This window comes from Streptomyces sp. V1I1 (genome assembly GCF_030817355.1).
Lineage (GTDB): Bacteria > Actinomycetota > Actinomycetes > Streptomycetales > Streptomycetaceae > Streptomyces.
This window is the reverse complement of sequence record NZ_JAUSZH010000001.1, coordinates 1284103-1300434: the sequence shown is the minus strand read 5'-3', so window position 1 is coordinate 1300434 and position 16332 is coordinate 1284103. Positions and strand designations below refer to the sequence as shown.

At 72.2% G+C, this 16332-nt stretch carries 13 protein-coding genes; all 13 read left to right on the top strand.

Features of this window, described 5'->3' with window-relative positions:
- The first annotated feature begins 31 nt into the window (after nt 1-31).
- The 13 genes from QFZ67_RS06385 to QFZ67_RS06325 all read left to right on the top strand — a co-directional run bounded on the left by QFZ67_RS06385 (nt 32) and on the right by QFZ67_RS06325 (nt 16330).
- Nucleotides 32-1798: a fatty acyl-AMP ligase gene (locus QFZ67_RS06385; RefSeq protein ID WP_307660117.1), complete on the top strand. Its 1767-nt coding sequence runs from the start codon at nt 32-34 to the stop codon at nt 1796-1798.
- Nucleotides 1795-3627, top strand: coding sequence for an acyl-CoA dehydrogenase family protein (locus QFZ67_RS06380; protein ID WP_307660116.1), 1833 nt, complete (start codon nt 1795-1797; stop codon nt 3625-3627). Before QFZ67_RS06385 ends, QFZ67_RS06380 begins: the two co-directional genes overlap by 4 nt.
- Entirely contained in the window at nt 3621-5363 is a 1743-nt protein-coding gene (locus QFZ67_RS06375) for an acyl-CoA dehydrogenase (protein WP_307660115.1), read from the top strand. The genes QFZ67_RS06380 and QFZ67_RS06375 overlap by 7 nt, the downstream gene beginning before the upstream one ends.
- Nucleotides 5364-5393: 30 nt before the next feature.
- A complete protein-coding gene (locus QFZ67_RS06370) occupies nt 5394-5723 on the top strand; it encodes an acyl carrier protein (RefSeq protein WP_307660114.1) in 330 nt (109 codons plus the stop codon).
- A 2-nt stretch (nt 5724-5725) separates the two neighbouring features.
- Nucleotides 5726-8629, top strand: a complete 2904-nt coding sequence (locus tag QFZ67_RS06365; protein ID WP_307660113.1) for a beta-ketoacyl synthase N-terminal-like domain-containing protein — start codon at nt 5726-5728, stop codon at nt 8627-8629.
- Nucleotides 8626-9678, top strand: coding sequence for a 3-oxoacyl-ACP synthase III family protein (locus tag QFZ67_RS06360; RefSeq protein ID WP_307660112.1), 1053 nt, complete (start codon nt 8626-8628; stop codon nt 9676-9678). The genes QFZ67_RS06365 and QFZ67_RS06360 overlap by 4 nt, the downstream gene beginning before the upstream one ends.
- Nucleotides 9675-11597, top strand: coding sequence for an HAD family hydrolase (locus QFZ67_RS06355; protein WP_307660111.1), 1923 nt, complete (start codon nt 9675-9677; stop codon nt 11595-11597). The genes QFZ67_RS06360 and QFZ67_RS06355 overlap by 4 nt, the downstream gene beginning before the upstream one ends.
- Complete coding sequence (locus QFZ67_RS06350) at nt 11576-11803, top strand: phosphopantetheine-binding protein (protein WP_307660110.1); 228 nt, start codon at nt 11576-11578, stop codon at nt 11801-11803. The genes QFZ67_RS06355 and QFZ67_RS06350 overlap by 22 nt, the downstream gene beginning before the upstream one ends.
- The gene (locus tag QFZ67_RS06345) at nt 11800-12651 is read left to right on the top strand and encodes a 2-oxo acid dehydrogenase subunit E2 (RefSeq protein WP_307660109.1); all 852 of its coding nucleotides are present in this window, start codon (nt 11800-11802) and stop codon (nt 12649-12651) included. Before QFZ67_RS06350 ends, QFZ67_RS06345 begins: the two co-directional genes overlap by 4 nt.
- Nucleotides 12548-13414 (top strand): 4'-phosphopantetheinyl transferase superfamily protein, encoded by an 867-nt coding sequence (locus QFZ67_RS06340; protein ID WP_373429953.1) that lies wholly within the window; start codon nt 12548-12550, stop codon nt 13412-13414. Before QFZ67_RS06345 ends, QFZ67_RS06340 begins: the two co-directional genes overlap by 104 nt.
- Nucleotides 13411-14667 carry an FAD-dependent oxidoreductase gene (locus QFZ67_RS06335; protein WP_307660107.1) on the top strand — a complete coding sequence of 419 codons (1257 nt, stop codon included), beginning with the start codon at nt 13411-13413 and terminating at the stop codon, nt 14665-14667. Before QFZ67_RS06340 ends, QFZ67_RS06335 begins: the two co-directional genes overlap by 4 nt.
- A complete protein-coding gene (locus QFZ67_RS06330) occupies nt 14664-15785 on the top strand; it encodes an alpha/beta hydrolase (protein ID WP_307660106.1) in 1122 nt (373 codons plus the stop codon). Before QFZ67_RS06335 ends, QFZ67_RS06330 begins: the two co-directional genes overlap by 4 nt.
- Before the next feature lie 167 nt (nt 15786-15952).
- Complete coding sequence (locus tag QFZ67_RS06325) at nt 15953-16330, top strand: DUF4260 family protein (protein WP_307660105.1); 378 nt, start codon at nt 15953-15955, stop codon at nt 16328-16330.
- Nucleotides 16331-16332: the final 2 nt, after the last annotated feature.

Here is a 16332-nt window from a genome sequence, read left to right as displayed (position 1 = left end):
TGGCCATAAGTACGCGGCTCTGGGGGAAAAGATGGCTGCACACCGGAACTTCACCGAACTCGCGTTGCACAGAACATCGGAACTCGCCTGCCAGGAGGCCTACTTCTGCGTAAGCGCGAATCAGCAGGGTGAGCTGGAATCCGATGTGCTCAGCTATGGCGAACTCGGCGAACGGGCCAAACGGCTGGCGTCCTGGCTCCAGGACCGCGGGTCACACGGGCACCGGGTGCTCATTCTCCAGAGCGACGTACGGGAGTTCATGAGCTGCTTCCTCGGCTGTCTGTACGCCGGGGCGGTGGCCGTGCCCGCACCGGCTCCGGTCGGCTCCCGGCAGAACGTCGAACGGGTCGCCAACATCGTCAGGGACGCCTCGGTGAGCTACATCCTCACCGACTCCTCCCTCGCCTCGACCGTCTCCCAACTGCTGGCCAACATCGGCCATCCCGAGATCGCGTGCCTGGCCACCGACCGGGCGGAGGTCGGCGATTCGGACGCCTGGCAGATGCCGGGCCTGTTCCCCGACGACGTGGCCTTTCTGCAGTACACCTCGGGATCGGTGAGCGAGCCCAAGGGCGTGATGGTCACCCACCGCAATCTGCTCGCCAACCAGCGCGCCATCCAGCAGGCGATGCGCACGACACGCGAATCCCGGGTCGGCGGCTGGCTGCCCTTCCACCACGACATGGGGCTCGTGGGCCATCTGCTGCACCCGCTGTGGCTCGGCAGCGCCGGTGTGCTGATGCCGCCGATGACCTTTGTGAAGCGGCCCCTGCGCTGGCTGCAGATGGTCGACCAGTACGGCATCACCACCGGCGGCGGCCCCAACCTGGCGTACGACCTGTGCCTGCGGCGGATCAAGGACGACCAGATCGCGCAGCTCGACCTCTCCCGCTGGGAGACGGCCGTCAACGGCGCGGAGCCGGTACGGGCCGAGACCATGGACGCCTTCGCCGAGCGCTTCGCGCCCGCCGGTTTCCGTAAGGAGGCGTTCTACCCCTGCTACGGACTCGCCGAGTCCACGCTGCTCGTCAGCGGCATGGAGCCCGGCAAGCAGGCCGCCACCCGCGTGGTGGACGCCGCCGACCTCGAACACCACCGGCTGCGGCCCGCTCACGAGGGCAGGCCGGCCAGGACGCTGGTCAGTTCCGGCAGCCCACACCAGTGCGACGTGGCCATCGTCGACCCCGCGAACTGCAGAAAGCTCCCGGCCGGGGAGGTGGGCGAGGTGTGGATACGCGGCGAGAGCGTCGCCCGCGGCTACTGGAACCGCCCTCTGGAGAACGCCCACGCCTTCAAAGCCGCCACCGAGGACGGCGAGGTGGGCTATCTGCGCACCGGGGACCTCGGCGCCATGGACGGCGACGAGCTCTACATCACCGGCCGGATGAAGGACATCATGATCGTCGCGGGCCGCAACCTCTACCCGCAGGACATCGAGCGCAGCGTCCAGCGGGTGAGCGCCCTGTTCGGCTCCAGCGCCGCGTTCGCGGTCGAGTCGGACCGCGACCATGTCGTCGTCGTCCAGGAAGTGCGCACCGGATCCGGCTTCGAGGCCGAACTGGCCTCGCTGTCGGCCGCCGTACGGATGTGTGTGTCCAAGGAGTTCGAGGTCGCCGCCGAGAACGTCCTGCTGGTCCGCCCCGGCACCGTACGCCGCACCACCAGCGGCAAGCTCCAGCGCACCGCCATGCGCCAGCTCTTCCTCGACGGACGCATCCAGCCGCTGCACGAAGTGCTGCACCCCGAGGTCCGCGAACTGGTCTCGGTGGGCGCCCTGTCCGACGGGCAGGGCGGATGACCGCGACCACCGAACGCGCCGGCATCCCGCTCACCGAGGAGCCCACCGGTCTGCGGTGGCAGCTCGCGGAACAGCTGGACCAGCGCCTCGGCGACCCCAACGGCACGGGCCCGCTGTCCTACGCACGCGCTGCGAGCGAGGACGCGGCCGAGGAGTTCCCGGCAGCGGCCTGCGAACTCCTCGGCGCCCTCGGCATCCACCACTACTACATCCCCGCGGAGTACGGCGGCGCGCTCACCGACTTCCCCCAGCTGCTCGAAATCGTCCGCACCATCGCCCGCCGCGATCTGACCACCGCCATCGGACACGGCAAGACGTTCCTCGGCGCGGTCTGCGTCTGGGTCGCCCAGGACTTCGCCGGAGCCGAACGTCTGGCATCCCTCGTGGGTGCCGGCGAGCCGGTGTCGCTCGGACTCACCGAACGCACCCACGGCAGCGACCTGATGGCCGGTGAGGTCGTCGCCGAGCGCACCGACGGCGGCTATGTCATCAGCGGCGAGAAGTGGCTGATCAACAACGCCACCCGGGGCCGTCTCGTCTGCCTCCTCGCCCGCACCGCCGCCGAAGGAGGCCCGCGCGGCTTCAGTCTGCTGCTCGTGGACAAGAACGAACTCCCCGAGGACACCTACCGCACCCTGCCGAAGGTCCACACCCTCGGCATCCGCGGCGCGGACATCAGCGGCATCGCCTTCGACCGCGCGCCCGTCGACGCCCGCGGACTGATCGGCCGTGAGGGCGAAGGCCCCGAGACGGTCCTCAAAGCCCTGCAGATCACCCGGTCGCTGTGCACCGCGCTCTCGCTCGGCGCGGCCGACCACGGACTGCGCGTCGCCTACCGGTTCGCCGCCGAGCGCGAACTGTACGGACGCAAGCTGCTCGACCTCCCGGCGGCCCGCAGAACCCTCGCCGAGACCTATGCCGACCTGCTGGCGATGGAAGCGCTCAGCACGGTCGCCGCCCGCTCCATCCACACACTGCCGGGCGAGCTCAGCGTCACCTCCGCGGTCGCCAAGTACCTGGTGCCGACCGTGGCCGACGACATCCTGGGCCGGCTGCGCGGCGTGCTCGGCGCACGCGCCTTCCTCAGCGACTACTACGCCAACGGCCGCTTCCAGAAGCTGGAGCGCGACCACCGCATCGTCGGCATCTTCGATGGCAACACCATGGTCAACCTGTATGCGCTGACCGCCCAGTTCCGCACCCTGGCCCGGTTCCACCCGGTCCACGACAGCCCCCCGGCCACCCTCGCCGCCACCTTCAGCCATGGCCACGGACTGCCCGGCCCGCGCCCGGCACAGCTCAGCCTGCTCGCGCGGCGCGGCAGCACCGTACTCGGATCGCTGCCGAAGACCGCCGAGGTGCTAGGGGCGCAGGCGTCCCGGGAACCGGAACTCGCCCGCGCCGCCACGCTCGCCCGCACGCTCGCCGTCGCCGCGGACCAGCTGCACACCAGAATGCGGGCCGCGCGACCCGTGCCAGGCGGCGCCCCCGTGGAGAGCTTCGACCTGGCGCGCGGCTACAGCGTCTGCTTCGCGGCCGCCTGCTGCCTCGGCGTATGGCGGCACAACCGGCGGCCCGCGCAGGAGACGCGCACCGCCGGGCACTGGAGCGGGGGCCTGTGGCTGGAAGCGGTCCTGGCCCGGCTGGTCGACCGTCTCGAGCAGGCGGTCCCCGGCATCACAGGACCGCAGCCACGGCCGCCCGCCGCCTACGACAGCGAACTGGAGTCGCTGTTCGAGCGGTTGCTGGCGCGGCTGACCGAACAGTACGAGGCGGGAGAGCTGTTCTCCCTGTTGCCCGGCCGTATCGCAGAAGGACCGCCATGCTGACCCCGAGCCCGGAAGAAGTCCTCATCCAGCAGCGCGTCGCCGACCTGGAGAGGCGACTCGGCGACCCCGGGGACGCCGACAACCCGCTCGGTCTGGACGCCCTGCTCGCCGCCGACGAACGCGGCGAGCTGCTCGCCGAAGCCGAACAGGCCCTGGCCGACTTCCGGCTCAACGCGGAGTTCGTACCGACCGAGCTCGGCGGACGCCTGGACCGCATCGACACCCTCGGCCGGGTGCTGCGCGGCGTCTTCCGCCGGGACGCCAGCCTGGGACTCGGCTACGGAGCCACCACCTTTCTCGCGGCGATCGCGATCTGGGCGGCCGGCACCCCCGAACAGCAGCGGCGGGTCGCCGATCTGCTCCTGGCCGGCGGTCGGCTGGCCATCGCGTACCACGAACTCGCCCACGGCAACGACTTCGTACGCAATGAATTCCGGGCCACCCCGACCGCCGACGGCTTTGTGATGTCCGGCGAGAAGCACGTCATCAACAACGTCGAACGGGCCGAGGCGCTCGTGCTGTTCAGCCGCACCGAGGACACCGTCGGCAGCCGCAGCCACTCCGTGCTCCTGGTCGACAAGGCCGCTGTGCCCGCCGACCGCTACAGCTATCTGCCGCGGTACGAGACCGTCGGCGTACGCGGCTGCCGGAACGCGGGCGTGCGGTTCACCGACTGCCCGCTGCCCGCCGACGCGCTCGTCGGCAAGCTCGGCGACGGCGTCGAACTGGCCCTGCGCTCCTTCCAGATCACCCGCAGCGTGCTGCCCTCCATGATCCTCGGCGGCGGAGACACCGCGCTGCGCACGGCGGTCTCCTTCGCCCTGGACCGCAAGCTCTACCACCGCTCCGTGCTGGAGATCCCGCACGCCCGCGCCACCGTCGTCGGAGCCTTCAGCGATCTGCTGATCAGCGACTGCCTGGCGCTGACCGCCACCCGGGCCGTGCACCTGGTCCCGGAGGCCACCAGCGTGTACGCGGCAGCCGTGAAATACCTGCTGCCCAAGCTGCTCACCGAGACCGCCTACGACCTGTCCATCGTGCTCGGCGCCAACTTCTATGTACGCGACGGGGCCTACGGAGCCTTCCAGAAGCACGTCCGCGATCTGCCCATGATCAGCCTCGGCCACGCGGGCACCGCGGCCTGTCAGGCCACGATCATCCCGCAGCTGCCGCGCCTCGCCCGCACCGCCTGGTTCTCCGGAAAGCCCGCGCCCGAAGGCCTGTTCCGGGTTCGCGACGGGCTTCCGCCGCTCGACCCCGCCCGGCTGGTGCTGGTGGCCGGCAGCGACGCGCTGATCGCATCGCTGGACGGTGCCGCCGAGGCCATCGCGGGCGCCGCGGGCTCCCGGGCCGGCGAATACGCCGACGCCCTCACCGCGCTGGCCGCCGCTCTTGAGGACGAGCTGCGCAGCCTGCAGAGCGAGTGCCGGGACATGTCGCCCAAGGACCGCACGGTGCTGGCCAGCCCCAAGGCGTACGCCATCGCCGACCGCTACACGCTGCTGCTGGCGGGCGCCGCATGCCTGGGCGTCTGGCGGCACCAGGAGCCGCAGGACGACCCGTTCCTCGCCTCGCCCGCCTGGCTCGCCGCCGCGCTCACCCGCCTGGTGAAGCGGCTCGGCCACCCGCTGCCGAAGCTCCCGGACGGCTGGGAGGACCAACTGCTCGACGAGGTTCTCAACCGCTATCACGAAGGCCGCAGTTACGACCTGTACGACACCCCGATCGTCGGCTGACCGCAGAGACACGTTGCTGAGGAGCATCAGATGGTGCCGCATCCCACCGGGCCAGACGCCCTGGGCCCCTGGTCGGCCAAGCCTGTGGCCGAGTTCGACGAACGCGACTTCAGGCACTGGCTGATCACCCGGCTCAGCGAGTATCTCCAGCGCCCCGCCGACGAGATCGGTGCGCACACCCCCTTCGCGGAGTACGGCCTGGACTCGGTGGCGGCGCTCAGCCTCTACGGAGACATCGAGGAGGAGTTCGGGCTGTTCCTCGAACCGACCGTCGCCTGGGACCACCCCACGGCCGACGATCTGGCCCACCACCTCGCCGAAGAGTTCACCAAGGCCGGCGGCGAGCACCGGGAGGTATGACCATGGGCCGTCCATCGGGCCCGTCCCGACACCCGGTCGCGGTGGTGGGTCTGGACTGCAGATTCCCGGGCGCGCCCGGGCCGGATGCGTACTGGCAGCTGCTGATGAGCGGGGCGAACGCGATCGGTGAACGCCCCGCCTCGCGCGGCCCGTCCGCCGTGCCCGGCGGCTTCCTCGCCGACGCCGACGCCTTCGACCGGTCCTTCTTCGCCGTCCCCACCGCCGAGGCGAGCGCGATGGACCCGCAGCAGAGGCTGCTCCTCGAATGCTCCTGGCGGGCCATCGAGGACGCCGGAATGTCCCCGACCCGGCTCGCACGCGGCTCGGTGGGCACCTATGTGGGCTCCATGTCCGACGACTGGATGCGGCTCAGCATCGCCGCGCCCGACGGGGTCACCCCGCGCACCGGCACCGGCAGCGGCCGCTCCATGCTCGCCAACCGCGTCTCCTACCAGCTCGATCTGCGCGGCCCCAGCCTCACTGTGGACACCGCGTGCTCCTCGTCCCTGGTCGCCGTGCATCTCGCCTGCACCGCGCTGCGTGCCGGGGAGTGCGACATCGCGCTGGCCGGCGGCGTCAACATCGTCGTCGGCCAGGTGCTCGACGAGATCTACGCACAGGCCGGACTCGCAGCCCCCGACGGCCGGTGCAAACCCTTCTCCGCCGCAGCGGACGGCATCGGCCGCGGTGAGGGCGTCGGCGTGGTCGCGCTGCGGCTGCTGGAGGACGCGGTGCGCGACGGCGACCCCGTCCACGCGGTGATCCTCGGCAGCGCCGTCAACCAGGACGGCCGCAGCAACGGCATCATGGCCCCGCACCGCGCCTCCCAGCGCGAGGTGATCGCAACCGCCTGCCGCCGGGCCGGGGTCGCCCCCCAGGACATCCGCTTCGTCGAGGCCCATGGCACCGGCACCCCGCTCGGCGACCAGATCGAAGTGCTCTCGCTCGGCGACGTGTTCCGCGACACCCAGGGCGTACGGAAATGGCCCCTGGCCATCGGCGCGGTCAAGGGCGCCATCGGTCACACCGAGGGCGCGGCCGGAATGGCCGGCCTGATCAAGACTGTACTGGCGCTGCGGCACGGCGTCGTGCCGCGCAGCCCCGCGTACGGCGAGGAGAACCCGCGGCTGGGACTGGCCCGCCGCTCCATGGAGCTGATCACCGAGCCGCTCGAACTGCCCGCCGACGGCTGCCGCGCGGGCGTCTCCAGCTTCGGCATGGGCGGAACCAATGCCCATGTGGTGCTCGAAACCGCACCGCAGAGCGCCGCGCCGGCCGCCGGGTCCGGCCCGTGCGCGGGGGTCTTCACGTTGTCCGCCGACACCCCCCGGGCGCTGCGCCGCAATCTGCGCATCCAGGCCGTCGACGTCGCCGGCCGCACCGGCGACGAGCTCGCCCGGCTGTGCTGGACCAGCAACCGGTCCCGCGCCGCCCTGCCGTACCGCTTCGCCACCGCGGCCGACAGCACCGAGGAACTCGCGTCCCGGCTGTTCGCCGGCGCCGAGCTGGAGACCGAGTACGCCGAGGCCGCCGAAGAGCCGGTCCTGGCCTTCGCGTTCACCGGACAGGGCGCCCAGTACCCGAGGATGACCGCCGGTCTCTACGAAGGCTCGAGCGTCTACCGGACCTTCCTGGAAGAGGCGTCCAAGGCACTGCAGCCGTACACCGTCACCCCCGTCCACGAGGCAATCCTCGCCGGGGACCCCGTCATCCACCGGACCGGCACCACCCAGCCCGCCCTGTTCGCCGTGGAGTACGCCCTGGCCCGCACCCTGATGGAGCTCGGGGTGCGGCCCGCCGCGGTCATCGGGCACAGCATCGGCGAGTTCGCGGCCGCCGTCGTCGCCGAGGCGCTGGACCTGGCGGACGCGGCCAGGCTCGTCGCCGTACGCGGCGCCTTTATGCAGCAACTGCCCGAAGGCGGCGGCATGCTGGCCACCAGGGCCCGCCCCGCGGAGGCCGCAGCCCTGGTCGCGGACGAGCCCGCCGTCGGCATCGGCGCGCTCAACGGGCCCGGCGCAACCGTGCTCTCCGGCGACCTCGCAGCCCTCGGCCGGATCCGCGCCCGGCTCGAGGAGCGCGGCCTGGCCTGTACTCCGCTCAAGGTCTCGCACGCCTTCCACTCGCCGCTGATGACACCCATGCTGGGCCGTTTCGAGCGGGTCGCCTCACGCATCCCCGGCGGGCGGCCGCGGCTGCCCTTCCACTCGACGGTACGCGGCAGACTCCTCGCGCCCGGCGAGGAACTGGACGCCGCCTACTGGACGGAACACGTCTCTGCGACCGTACGGTTCGAGGACGCCGTCACCTCGCTGTGCGGCCGGCCGCCCACCCATGTCGTCGAGATCGGGCCGGGGCCGGTGCTCAGCAATCTGCTCCGGCGGATCGGCGCGGCCCGCGACATCCCCGCCCTCGGCGTCTGCCGGGGCGAGGGCTCCGGGCCGCGGGAGGTCGGCGAACTCCTCGCCCGGCTGCACCAGGACGGACTCGACCCCGCCTGGGACACCTTCTACCCCGACGCCGGGAAACGGGCCGTGCGTATGCCTGCCCATGCCTTCTCCACCGAGTGGCGGTCCTGGCACCAGCAGCCGGCGGTCTCCGCCCCCGCCGCCCGGCCGTCCGGCGCGCCCGCCACCGGGCCCGATCCCGACCGGGTGCGCCAGGGGGTGCGCGAGGCCGTCGTCATGGTCAGGGGCGGCCGCCACGACGAACTCGACGACGGTCTGCGCTTCTACGACGACCTCGGCTTCGACTCCGTCATGCTGATGGAGCTCAAGTACCGGCTGGAGGTGCGGTTCCCGGAGATCGGCGAACTGTCCATGCCGGAGATGCTCTCCAGCCTGGTCACCGTCGAGTCCCTGATCGGCTATCTGAGCGAGCAGCTCAACGCGGCGGTGGCGCCATGACCTGGCCCGCGGGCCGCGTGGGGCCCGTCCAGCTGGCCGGGGTCGGCACCGCCCTGCCCGGCGAGCCGGTCGACAACGCCGCGCTGTCGCGGAGGCTCGGCATCGCCGCGGAGTGGGTGGAGACGTTCATCGGCACCAGGACCCGGCACTTCGCACGCGACCTCGACGGCGGCACCGTCCGATGGACCCTGGAGGACCTGTGCACCGACGCCGCCGACCGGGCGCTGGCCGACGCCGGAGCGGATTCCGACGATGTGGCCTTCGTCGTGCTGGCCACCGCGACCCCGGACGCCCTGATGCCGACCACGGCCGCGCTGGTCGCCGACCGGCTCGGCATCGACCAAGTGCCCGTCTACCAGCTCCAGTCCGGCTGTTCGGGCGCGGTGCAGGCGCTGGCGCTCGCCTCGGCCCTGCTCGCGTGCGGGCCGCGCGGCGGAAAGCCGGTGGGCCTGGTGATCGGCGGCGACGTATGCAGCAAACACCTCGATCTGCGCCAGGACTTCCGGGAGTTGCCGCCCTCCCAGCTCGTCAACTACGTCCTTTTCGGCGACGGCGCGGGAGCTGTCGCCCTCAGCCGCGAACCGGGTGCCGCCCGGGCCGTATTGACCCTGGCCGAGCACTGGCTCAGCGGCCTCGGCCGCGCGCCGGGACAGCGCGTCGAATGGTTCGGACTGGCCGACCGCCATACGGACCTGCCCGCCGTGACGGAGGACTACAAGGCCGTCGAGACCATGGTCCCCGTCATGTCCCAGGAGGTCCTCGACACCCTGCTCGACACCCTCGGCTGGCCCGCCGCGACCCTCGGCCATGTCCTTCCGCCACAGCTCAGCGGCAGGATGACCGAGCGCATCACGAGGGGTCTGCGGCAGGGCCTCGAGTGGGAGGAGGTCTCCTGTGTCGCGGACACCGGAAACAACGGAAACGCGCTGGTCTTCTTCCAGCTGGAGCGGCTTCTGCCGCGGCTGGGGGCAGGCGGGCGGGCCCTCGGCATCGCGATCGAGTCCAGCAAATGGATCAAGTCCGGCTTCGCAGTGGAGGCGACGGAATGAGCGCGCGAGGCGAAGCACAGCAGGAGTTGCGTGCCCTCCACGAAGAGGGCCGGCTCGCCCACGCGTACCCTCGAGTTCCCGCGCTGCTCGCCCGGCTCGACGACGACGCACTCGACCACGCGGGACGGCTGCTTGCCCGGCTGAGCCCTGCCGATGTGCTCACCGCCCACCCCGAGACCCCGGCCGTGCGCATCGCGGTGACCGGGCGCTCCACCACCGCCGGACTCGTGCCCGCGCTCACCGCCCAGCTCGCCCGGCACGGACTGCTCCTGATCCCGTACGCGGCAGGCAGCGGCGGCTATGTCCAGGACCTCGCCGACCCGGCATCCGCCGTGTACGCGCACCGGCCGGACCTCACCCTGTGCGTCCTGGACCCGCTGACCGTCTGGGACCGGGTGCGGCCGCCCTGGCAGCCCTACGGCGTGGCCCTCGAAGCCGAACGGCAGCGGCTGCTGCTGGCCGAACTCGCCGCCACCCACGCCGCACACGCCCCCCAGGGGGCGACCTTCGTACTGAACACCGTGCCGCTGCTGCGGCGCTTCACCCACCAGCTGACCGGACTCGCACAGCGTGCAGAACTGGGCGCCATCTGGCGGGAGTTCAACGCGGACCTGCTGCGGATGTCCGACCCGGCGGCGGGCGTGGCCGTACTCGACCTGGAGCCGCTGACCGCATCGGGGGTGCGCGCCGACGATCCGCGTCTGGGCGCGTACGCCGATGCGCACTGCACCGCCGGGCTGCTGGCCGGGTACGCCCGCGAGGCCGCCCACCTCGCCAGGGCGCAGCGCGGCGACGCCAAGAAGTGCCTGGTCCTCGACCTCGACGGCACCCTGTGGGACGGCATACTCGCCGAGGACGGGCCCGAGCGGGTGCGCGCCGCCGACTCGCTGCGTGCGGGCGCGTTCGCGGACTTCCGGCGGACGGTCGAGCAGCTCGCCTCGCAGGGCGTGCTGCTCGCCGTATGCAGCAAGAACGACCCGGAACCGGTCGCCCGGGCCCTGGCCGCCCACCCCGACTGGCCGTTGAGCACCGACGACTTCGTCACCATCGTCGCCGACTGGGGCTCCAAGGCCGAGAGCATCCACAAGATCGCGGCCGGTCTGGGCATCTCGCCGTCAGCCGTCGTCTTCGCCGACGACAGCCCCTTCGAGCGGGAGGTCGCACGGGCCGGAGTGCCGGGGGCCGCCGTCCTGCCGCTGGACGCCGAACCGGCCCTCCACAGCGAACACCTGCTGGCCGACGGCTGGTTCGACGTCCCCTTCGTCACCGACGAGGACCGCGGCCGGGCCGCCCGCTACCGGGAACGCGAACAGCGCGACCGCCGGCGGGCCGGCGCGAAGGACTACGAGAGCTTCCTGCGCGGCCTCGGCATCGAGGTCGACGTCGGCCCCGCGAAAAGCCACGAGACCGCCAGGATCGCCCAGTTGAGCCTGCGCACCAACCGCTTCAATCTCAGCGGAGAGCGGCTGACCGGCGCACAGATCAAGCGCCTTGGCCAGGACCCGGATGCGCTCGTGCTCGCGGTGCGCGCCGCCGACCGCTTCGGCGACGACGGAGTGGTCGGCGCGGTCTTCGCCCGCAGGGACGGCGCCGGACTGCATCTGGAGAACATGGTCGTCAGCTGCCGGGTGCTGGGCCGCGGCATCGAGGACGCCGTACTGGCCGGACTGCTGCACGCCGCACGGCAGGCCGCGCTGCCCGCCGTGCACGCGCTGTGGCGGCAGGCCGCGGCCAACGAGGCCCAGCACGCCTTCTACCCGGCCCACGGCTTCGAGACGGCATCTCGGACCGGTGGCGCGATCCGCTACCGGCACGCGCTGGAGCAACTTCCGCCCGTCCCTTCCCATGTGCGGCTGCGGCTGCGCCTCGCGCACGACCGGGCACAGGAGGTGGAGTCATGCACACCGTCATCGATCTGATCTCACTCGCCAACGAACACCTGGGCACCGACCTGGAACCGGACGACGCGGGACGCGAGCTGACCGAGCTGCCCTGCTGGGACTCGGTCCATCTGCTGCGCCTCGTATCCCTGCTGGAAACGGAGCTGGGCAGGCCGGTCCCGGTCGCCGAAATGCTCCAGGCACGCAGCATCAGCGAGATCTGGACCGTAGCGGTGGCGACATGACCGTGTCCCGGGACCGGGCCAGGCGCCATACGCGCTACTTCCTCAGCTGGGCGCGGGCCGCCGCCCCCGTCCACCTCGGCGCCGACGTCGACATGACCCGCGTCGAGGAGCACCGGGCCGCCGGACGCGCGGCAGGCCGGCGGTACTCGGTGGTGAGCTATCTGCTGCACGCCGCCGGGCGGGTCGTCGCCCGGCACCCCGAGGCCCGCGCGATGGCGCGGGGCGTGCTGTGGCCGCGTACCGCGCCACTGCCGGATGTGGCGGCCAAGCTCGCACTGGACCGCAGGACCGAGGGCGGCGAGCGCGTGGTGCTCACCGCCGTGCTGCCGCGCATCGCCGTGGCGACCCATACGGAGATCCAGGATTTGGTGGACCTGTGCCGCGAGAGCGACCCGCACGACCTGCCAGGCGCCGCGGCGGTGCGGCTGCTCAACCAGCTGCCGCCGCCCGTCGGGCAGTTGGCGTTCCGGCTCGGAGTACGCAGTCCGGGCACCAGGGCCCAGCGGCTCGGGACCTTCGCGGTGAGCTCGCTCGGGCACCGCGCTGTCGATGTCTTCCACTCCTACGGCGGCACGGCACTCACCTTCTGCGCGGGGCGGGTGAGCGACCGTGCCGTGGTGCGCGGCGGCCGGATCGTGGCAGCGCCGGTCATGCGCCTGGGGCTGACTTTCGACCACAGAGTGCTCGACGGAGCTGCCGCGGCGGACGTACTCGACGGAGTGGTGAAGCGGCTGGAGGGCTGGCATGGTGATCTTTCCGGGACCCGTGACGAACCCCGCGACGGAGCAGGGATTCGCCCGACCCGTGCGGGTGACCGGCCCCGAGGGCCCCTGGGAGCAGGTCCGTGACGCGGTACGGGAGTACGGCAGCGTGGTCGTCCACGCGCAGCTCGACGACTGGCTGCCCGCCGACCTGGACGCGCCCGAACTGCGCCCGCTGCTCGGCCGCGACTACACGCGCTTCGCCGCCATGACGCATTATCAGATCCGGTCCCGCTTCGTGTCGTCCAGGCTGCTGCTCAAACATGTCGCCTGCGCGATCATCGAGGCATCCCCGCAGTCCGTCGAGCTCGCCTACAAGCCGGGCGGACGCCCGTATCTGCGCGGCCTCGACCAGATCGACATCAGCCTCAGCCACACCGACACACTGCTTCTGGTCGGACTGACCCGCCGCGGCTGGATCGGCGTGGACGCCGAACTCAGGGACCGGCCGATGCTCGGACTCGGCACCGAGAACCAGGTGTGTACGCCGCACGAGCGCGAGGCCCTCGCGCAGATCGCCGACGAGCGGCGCAACGGCGCGCTGGTGCGTCTGTGGACGCTGAAGGAGGCGTACAGCAAGGCGATCGGTCAGGGCATGCGGTTCCGCTTCACGGAGTTCGGCTTCGGGCCGCAGGAGCGCAAGGTGCAGGTCCTGAGACCGGACGGGTCGCGCGGCACCGGCGATGAATGGACCTTCCACACCTGCCTGGTGGACCGCCGGTACACGGTGAGCGTGGCCCTGTTCGACGCGGGCTTCGGCGACACCAGCGACACCGCCGCGTCCACCATGCTCGACGCCGGCCTCATGGAGGCGCTGGCGAACACCGGACTGGACGAGGCACCGACATGACGATCACGACAGAGGTCTGTGTGGTGGGCGGCGGGCCCGGCGGCCGCGCGCTCGCCCTCGCGCTGGTGCGCCTCGGCCGGCAGGTGGTCCTGCTGGAGCAGCGTACGGGCGGAGCGCGCGCCTTTCGCGGCGAGTCCGTGTCGCCCGACGGAGTGCGGCTGCTCGCCGGACTCGACGTACTCGACCGGGTACGCCGGCACACCCACCAGGTGCGCCGTCTTGAGATCGCCGACGGCGGCTCCCGGGTACTCGACGTACGCTTCGATACCTTCCCGTACGCCTACCGCCACCCGGTCGAGCTGGCCCAGCCGGTGCTGCTGTCCGCGCTGGCCGACGCCGCCGAAGAGCAAGGCGGCTGCACCGTACTCGAACCCGCCTCCGCTGTCGGGCTGCTGCGGGACGGCGGCGCGGTACGCGGAGTGCGCGCCAAGACCCCTGACGGGGTGGTGGAGATACGGGCCGATGTGACGGTCGGCGCGGACGGCAGATACAGCGCCGTTCGCCGGATGTCCGGCCTCGGCGCCGTGCGCACCCCGCTGGAGCGGGACGTGATCTGGCTGAAGCTGCCGTTCCCGGCCCCCTGGGACCGGCGGACCTACCGGGTGCGGATCAGCGCGGGCCGCCACGGGCTCTTCCTGCCCAGCACCGACGGCACCCTGCGGGTCGGCCTCAACATCCCCAAGGGCGGTCTGCGCGAGCTGCGTTCGGGCGGCATCGGACAACTGCACGCGCGGCTCGCGGAGCTCGCCCCCGAGCTGGAGCGGGAAGCGGCCGAGGGCATCAGCGACTGGTCCGACACCCATCTGCTCGACATCTTCACCACCGATGTACGACGCTGGTCGGCCCCCGGAGTCGTCCTGCTCGGCGACGCCGCGCACACCCTCTCGCCCATCCTCGGCCAGGGCGTCAACCACGCCCTGGCCGACGCGGTCGCCCTCGCCCCGCTGCTCGCCGACGCGCTCGATGCGCCCCGCAGCGGACGCCGGGCGGCGCTCGGCGGCGCCGTGCTCGCATTCCAGCGGGACAGGGAGGGCGCGGTGCGCCGCTCCCGGGGGCTGCAACTGCGCCAGGAGCGGATGTTCAGCCTCTCCGCACCGCCGGCTGTGGCCCTGCGGCGCACCGTCTACCGTGCACTGAACGCCAGCCCCGCACTCCAGCGCAGGGTGCTCGCCCCCGCCTACTTCCCCGGCCGGCAGGCCGACCCCGGTGCACGGCCCGCCAGGACGGAGCACCGGACGGAGCAGCGGACATGAACGGCACACCGTCCGGACCCGAACTCCCGGAGCTGCGCCGCTATGTGCTGCTGCACGCCCGCGCACAGGGACTCGCCCCCGCCCGCTGCCGCGAGATGCTGAACGAGGTGGCCACCGCGCACGGGGGCGGCCACGAATCCTGGGCCGCCGTCTGGAGCCGCGCCGGCGACCTGCTCGCAGGACGCGGCCGACAGCTGGAGGCCTGCCGCCACTACGGCCTCGCCCGCTTCCCGTACGCGGCGGCTGACGATGTCGTCCGCCGCCGCGCGCAGCTGCTGTGCGTCCAGTCCTTCGACCAGTGGCGCCGGGCGCGCGCCGGCCTCGACCGCATCGACATCGCCCTGCCCGAGGGCAGGTTCGCCTGCTGGACGGCCGGACTCTCGGCGGCTCAGCCGCGTCCGCTGATCGTCGTCATGGGCGGCATCGTCAGCGTCAAGGAACAGTGGGCCCCGATCCTGGCGCGGGCCGACGCCCTCGGCGTGGCCCTTGCGGTCACAGAGATGCCCGGCGTCGGTGAGAACACCCTGCCGTACCGCGCGGACAGCCACCGCATGCTCACTGCCCTGCTCGACACGGTCGCCGACCGGGCCGACGTACGGCGTACCTGCGCGATCGCGCTCAGCTTCGGTGGCCATCTGGCACTGCGCGCCGCCCTGGTCGACGGGCGCGTGCGCGGGGTGGCCACGGTGGGCGCGCCGCTGCGCCACTTCTTCCTGGACCGGGACTGGCAGCGCCGCGTCCCGGACACCACGGTGCTCACGCTCGCGCACCTCATCGGCTGCGCGCCGGGCGGTGTCTTCGACGCCGTACGCGAATGGGCGCTGACCGAGGACGAGTTGGGGCGGCTCGAAATCCCGGTGACGTACGTGGCCGCCCTGCGCGACGACATCGTGCCGCTCACCGAGACGGCCGAGCTGCTGCGCGACCGCATGGCCCGGCGGGACGTACTGCTCCTCGACGACGAACACGGCGCGCCCGCGGAGGTTGCCCGGGTACGGGTCGCGTTGCTGCGTGCCGCACTGCGTGCGGTCGGGGCCCATCCGGTGCGCCGTGCGCTCCTGGGCGCGGTCGGCGGAACGCAACGGATGCTAAGCAGGAGAGGACGGCTGACTGTATGAACGGCGCTTGCGGCGGGCCCACGCGGCGGAGCCGCACATCGGACACGGCCCCCACCCCGCCCCTTCCCGTAACCGGGGCAAGCCCCGGACCCCGTACCGCCCTTCGGGCGGTGTCCTCAATCGCCGGACGGGCTCTTTTGGAGCCCCGCCGACGATTGAGGCGCGGGGTGGGGGGACGCTCCGGCTGGACCTACCACGACCCCGTCGGGCGGGCCCTGAGCGGCGCGGTAGGGGCGGCCGCTCTGGTCACCGGCGCGCGGGTCGGCGGGGCCCGCAGCCGTGTGCTGTGGACGACCGCGGTGCTCCCCGACATCGCCCTGCTGTACGGCATCGAGGCCGCCCCGGACTTCGAGCGCCTGCCCGGCTACGCCGTACGCCCCTACAACATCCTGCACTCGCCCGCCGTACCCGCCGCCCTGCTCACCCTCGCGGCCGTCACCCGCAGTCGGCGCACGGCCGTCGCAGGCCTCGGCTGGCTCGGGCACATCGCCGTCGACCGGGCGTTTGGATACGGGCCGCGCAGGCCGGACGGACTGCGGTACTGAAC

Bases quoted from the DNA above. Each gene is read 5' to 3' on its own strand.
- QFZ67_RS06385 (WP_307660117.1), top strand. From the start codon at position 32: ATGGCTGCACACCGGAACTTCACCGAACTCGCGTTGCACAGAACATCG.
- QFZ67_RS06380 (WP_307660116.1), top strand. From the start codon at position 1,795: ATGACCGCGACCACCGAACGCGCCGGCATCCCGCTCACCGAGGAGCCC.
- QFZ67_RS06375 (WP_307660115.1), top strand. From the start codon at position 3,621: ATGCTGACCCCGAGCCCGGAAGAAGTCCTCATCCAGCAGCGCGTCGCC.
- QFZ67_RS06370 (WP_307660114.1), top strand. From the start codon at position 5,394: ATGGTGCCGCATCCCACCGGGCCAGACGCCCTGGGCCCCTGGTCGGCC.
- QFZ67_RS06365 (WP_307660113.1), top strand. From the start codon at position 5,726: ATGGGCCGTCCATCGGGCCCGTCCCGACACCCGGTCGCGGTGGTGGGT.
- QFZ67_RS06360 (WP_307660112.1), top strand. From the start codon at position 8,626: ATGACCTGGCCCGCGGGCCGCGTGGGGCCCGTCCAGCTGGCCGGGGTC.
- QFZ67_RS06355 (WP_307660111.1), top strand. From the start codon at position 9,675: ATGAGCGCGCGAGGCGAAGCACAGCAGGAGTTGCGTGCCCTCCACGAA.
- QFZ67_RS06350 (WP_307660110.1), top strand. From the start codon at position 11,576: ATGCACACCGTCATCGATCTGATCTCACTCGCCAACGAACACCTGGGC.
- QFZ67_RS06345 (WP_307660109.1), top strand. From the start codon at position 11,800: ATGACCGTGTCCCGGGACCGGGCCAGGCGCCATACGCGCTACTTCCTC.
- QFZ67_RS06340 (WP_373429953.1), top strand. From the start codon at position 12,548: ATGGTGATCTTTCCGGGACCCGTGACGAACCCCGCGACGGAGCAGGGA.
- QFZ67_RS06335 (WP_307660107.1), top strand. From the start codon at position 13,411: ATGACGATCACGACAGAGGTCTGTGTGGTGGGCGGCGGGCCCGGCGGC.
- QFZ67_RS06330 (WP_307660106.1), top strand. From the start codon at position 14,664: ATGAACGGCACACCGTCCGGACCCGAACTCCCGGAGCTGCGCCGCTAT.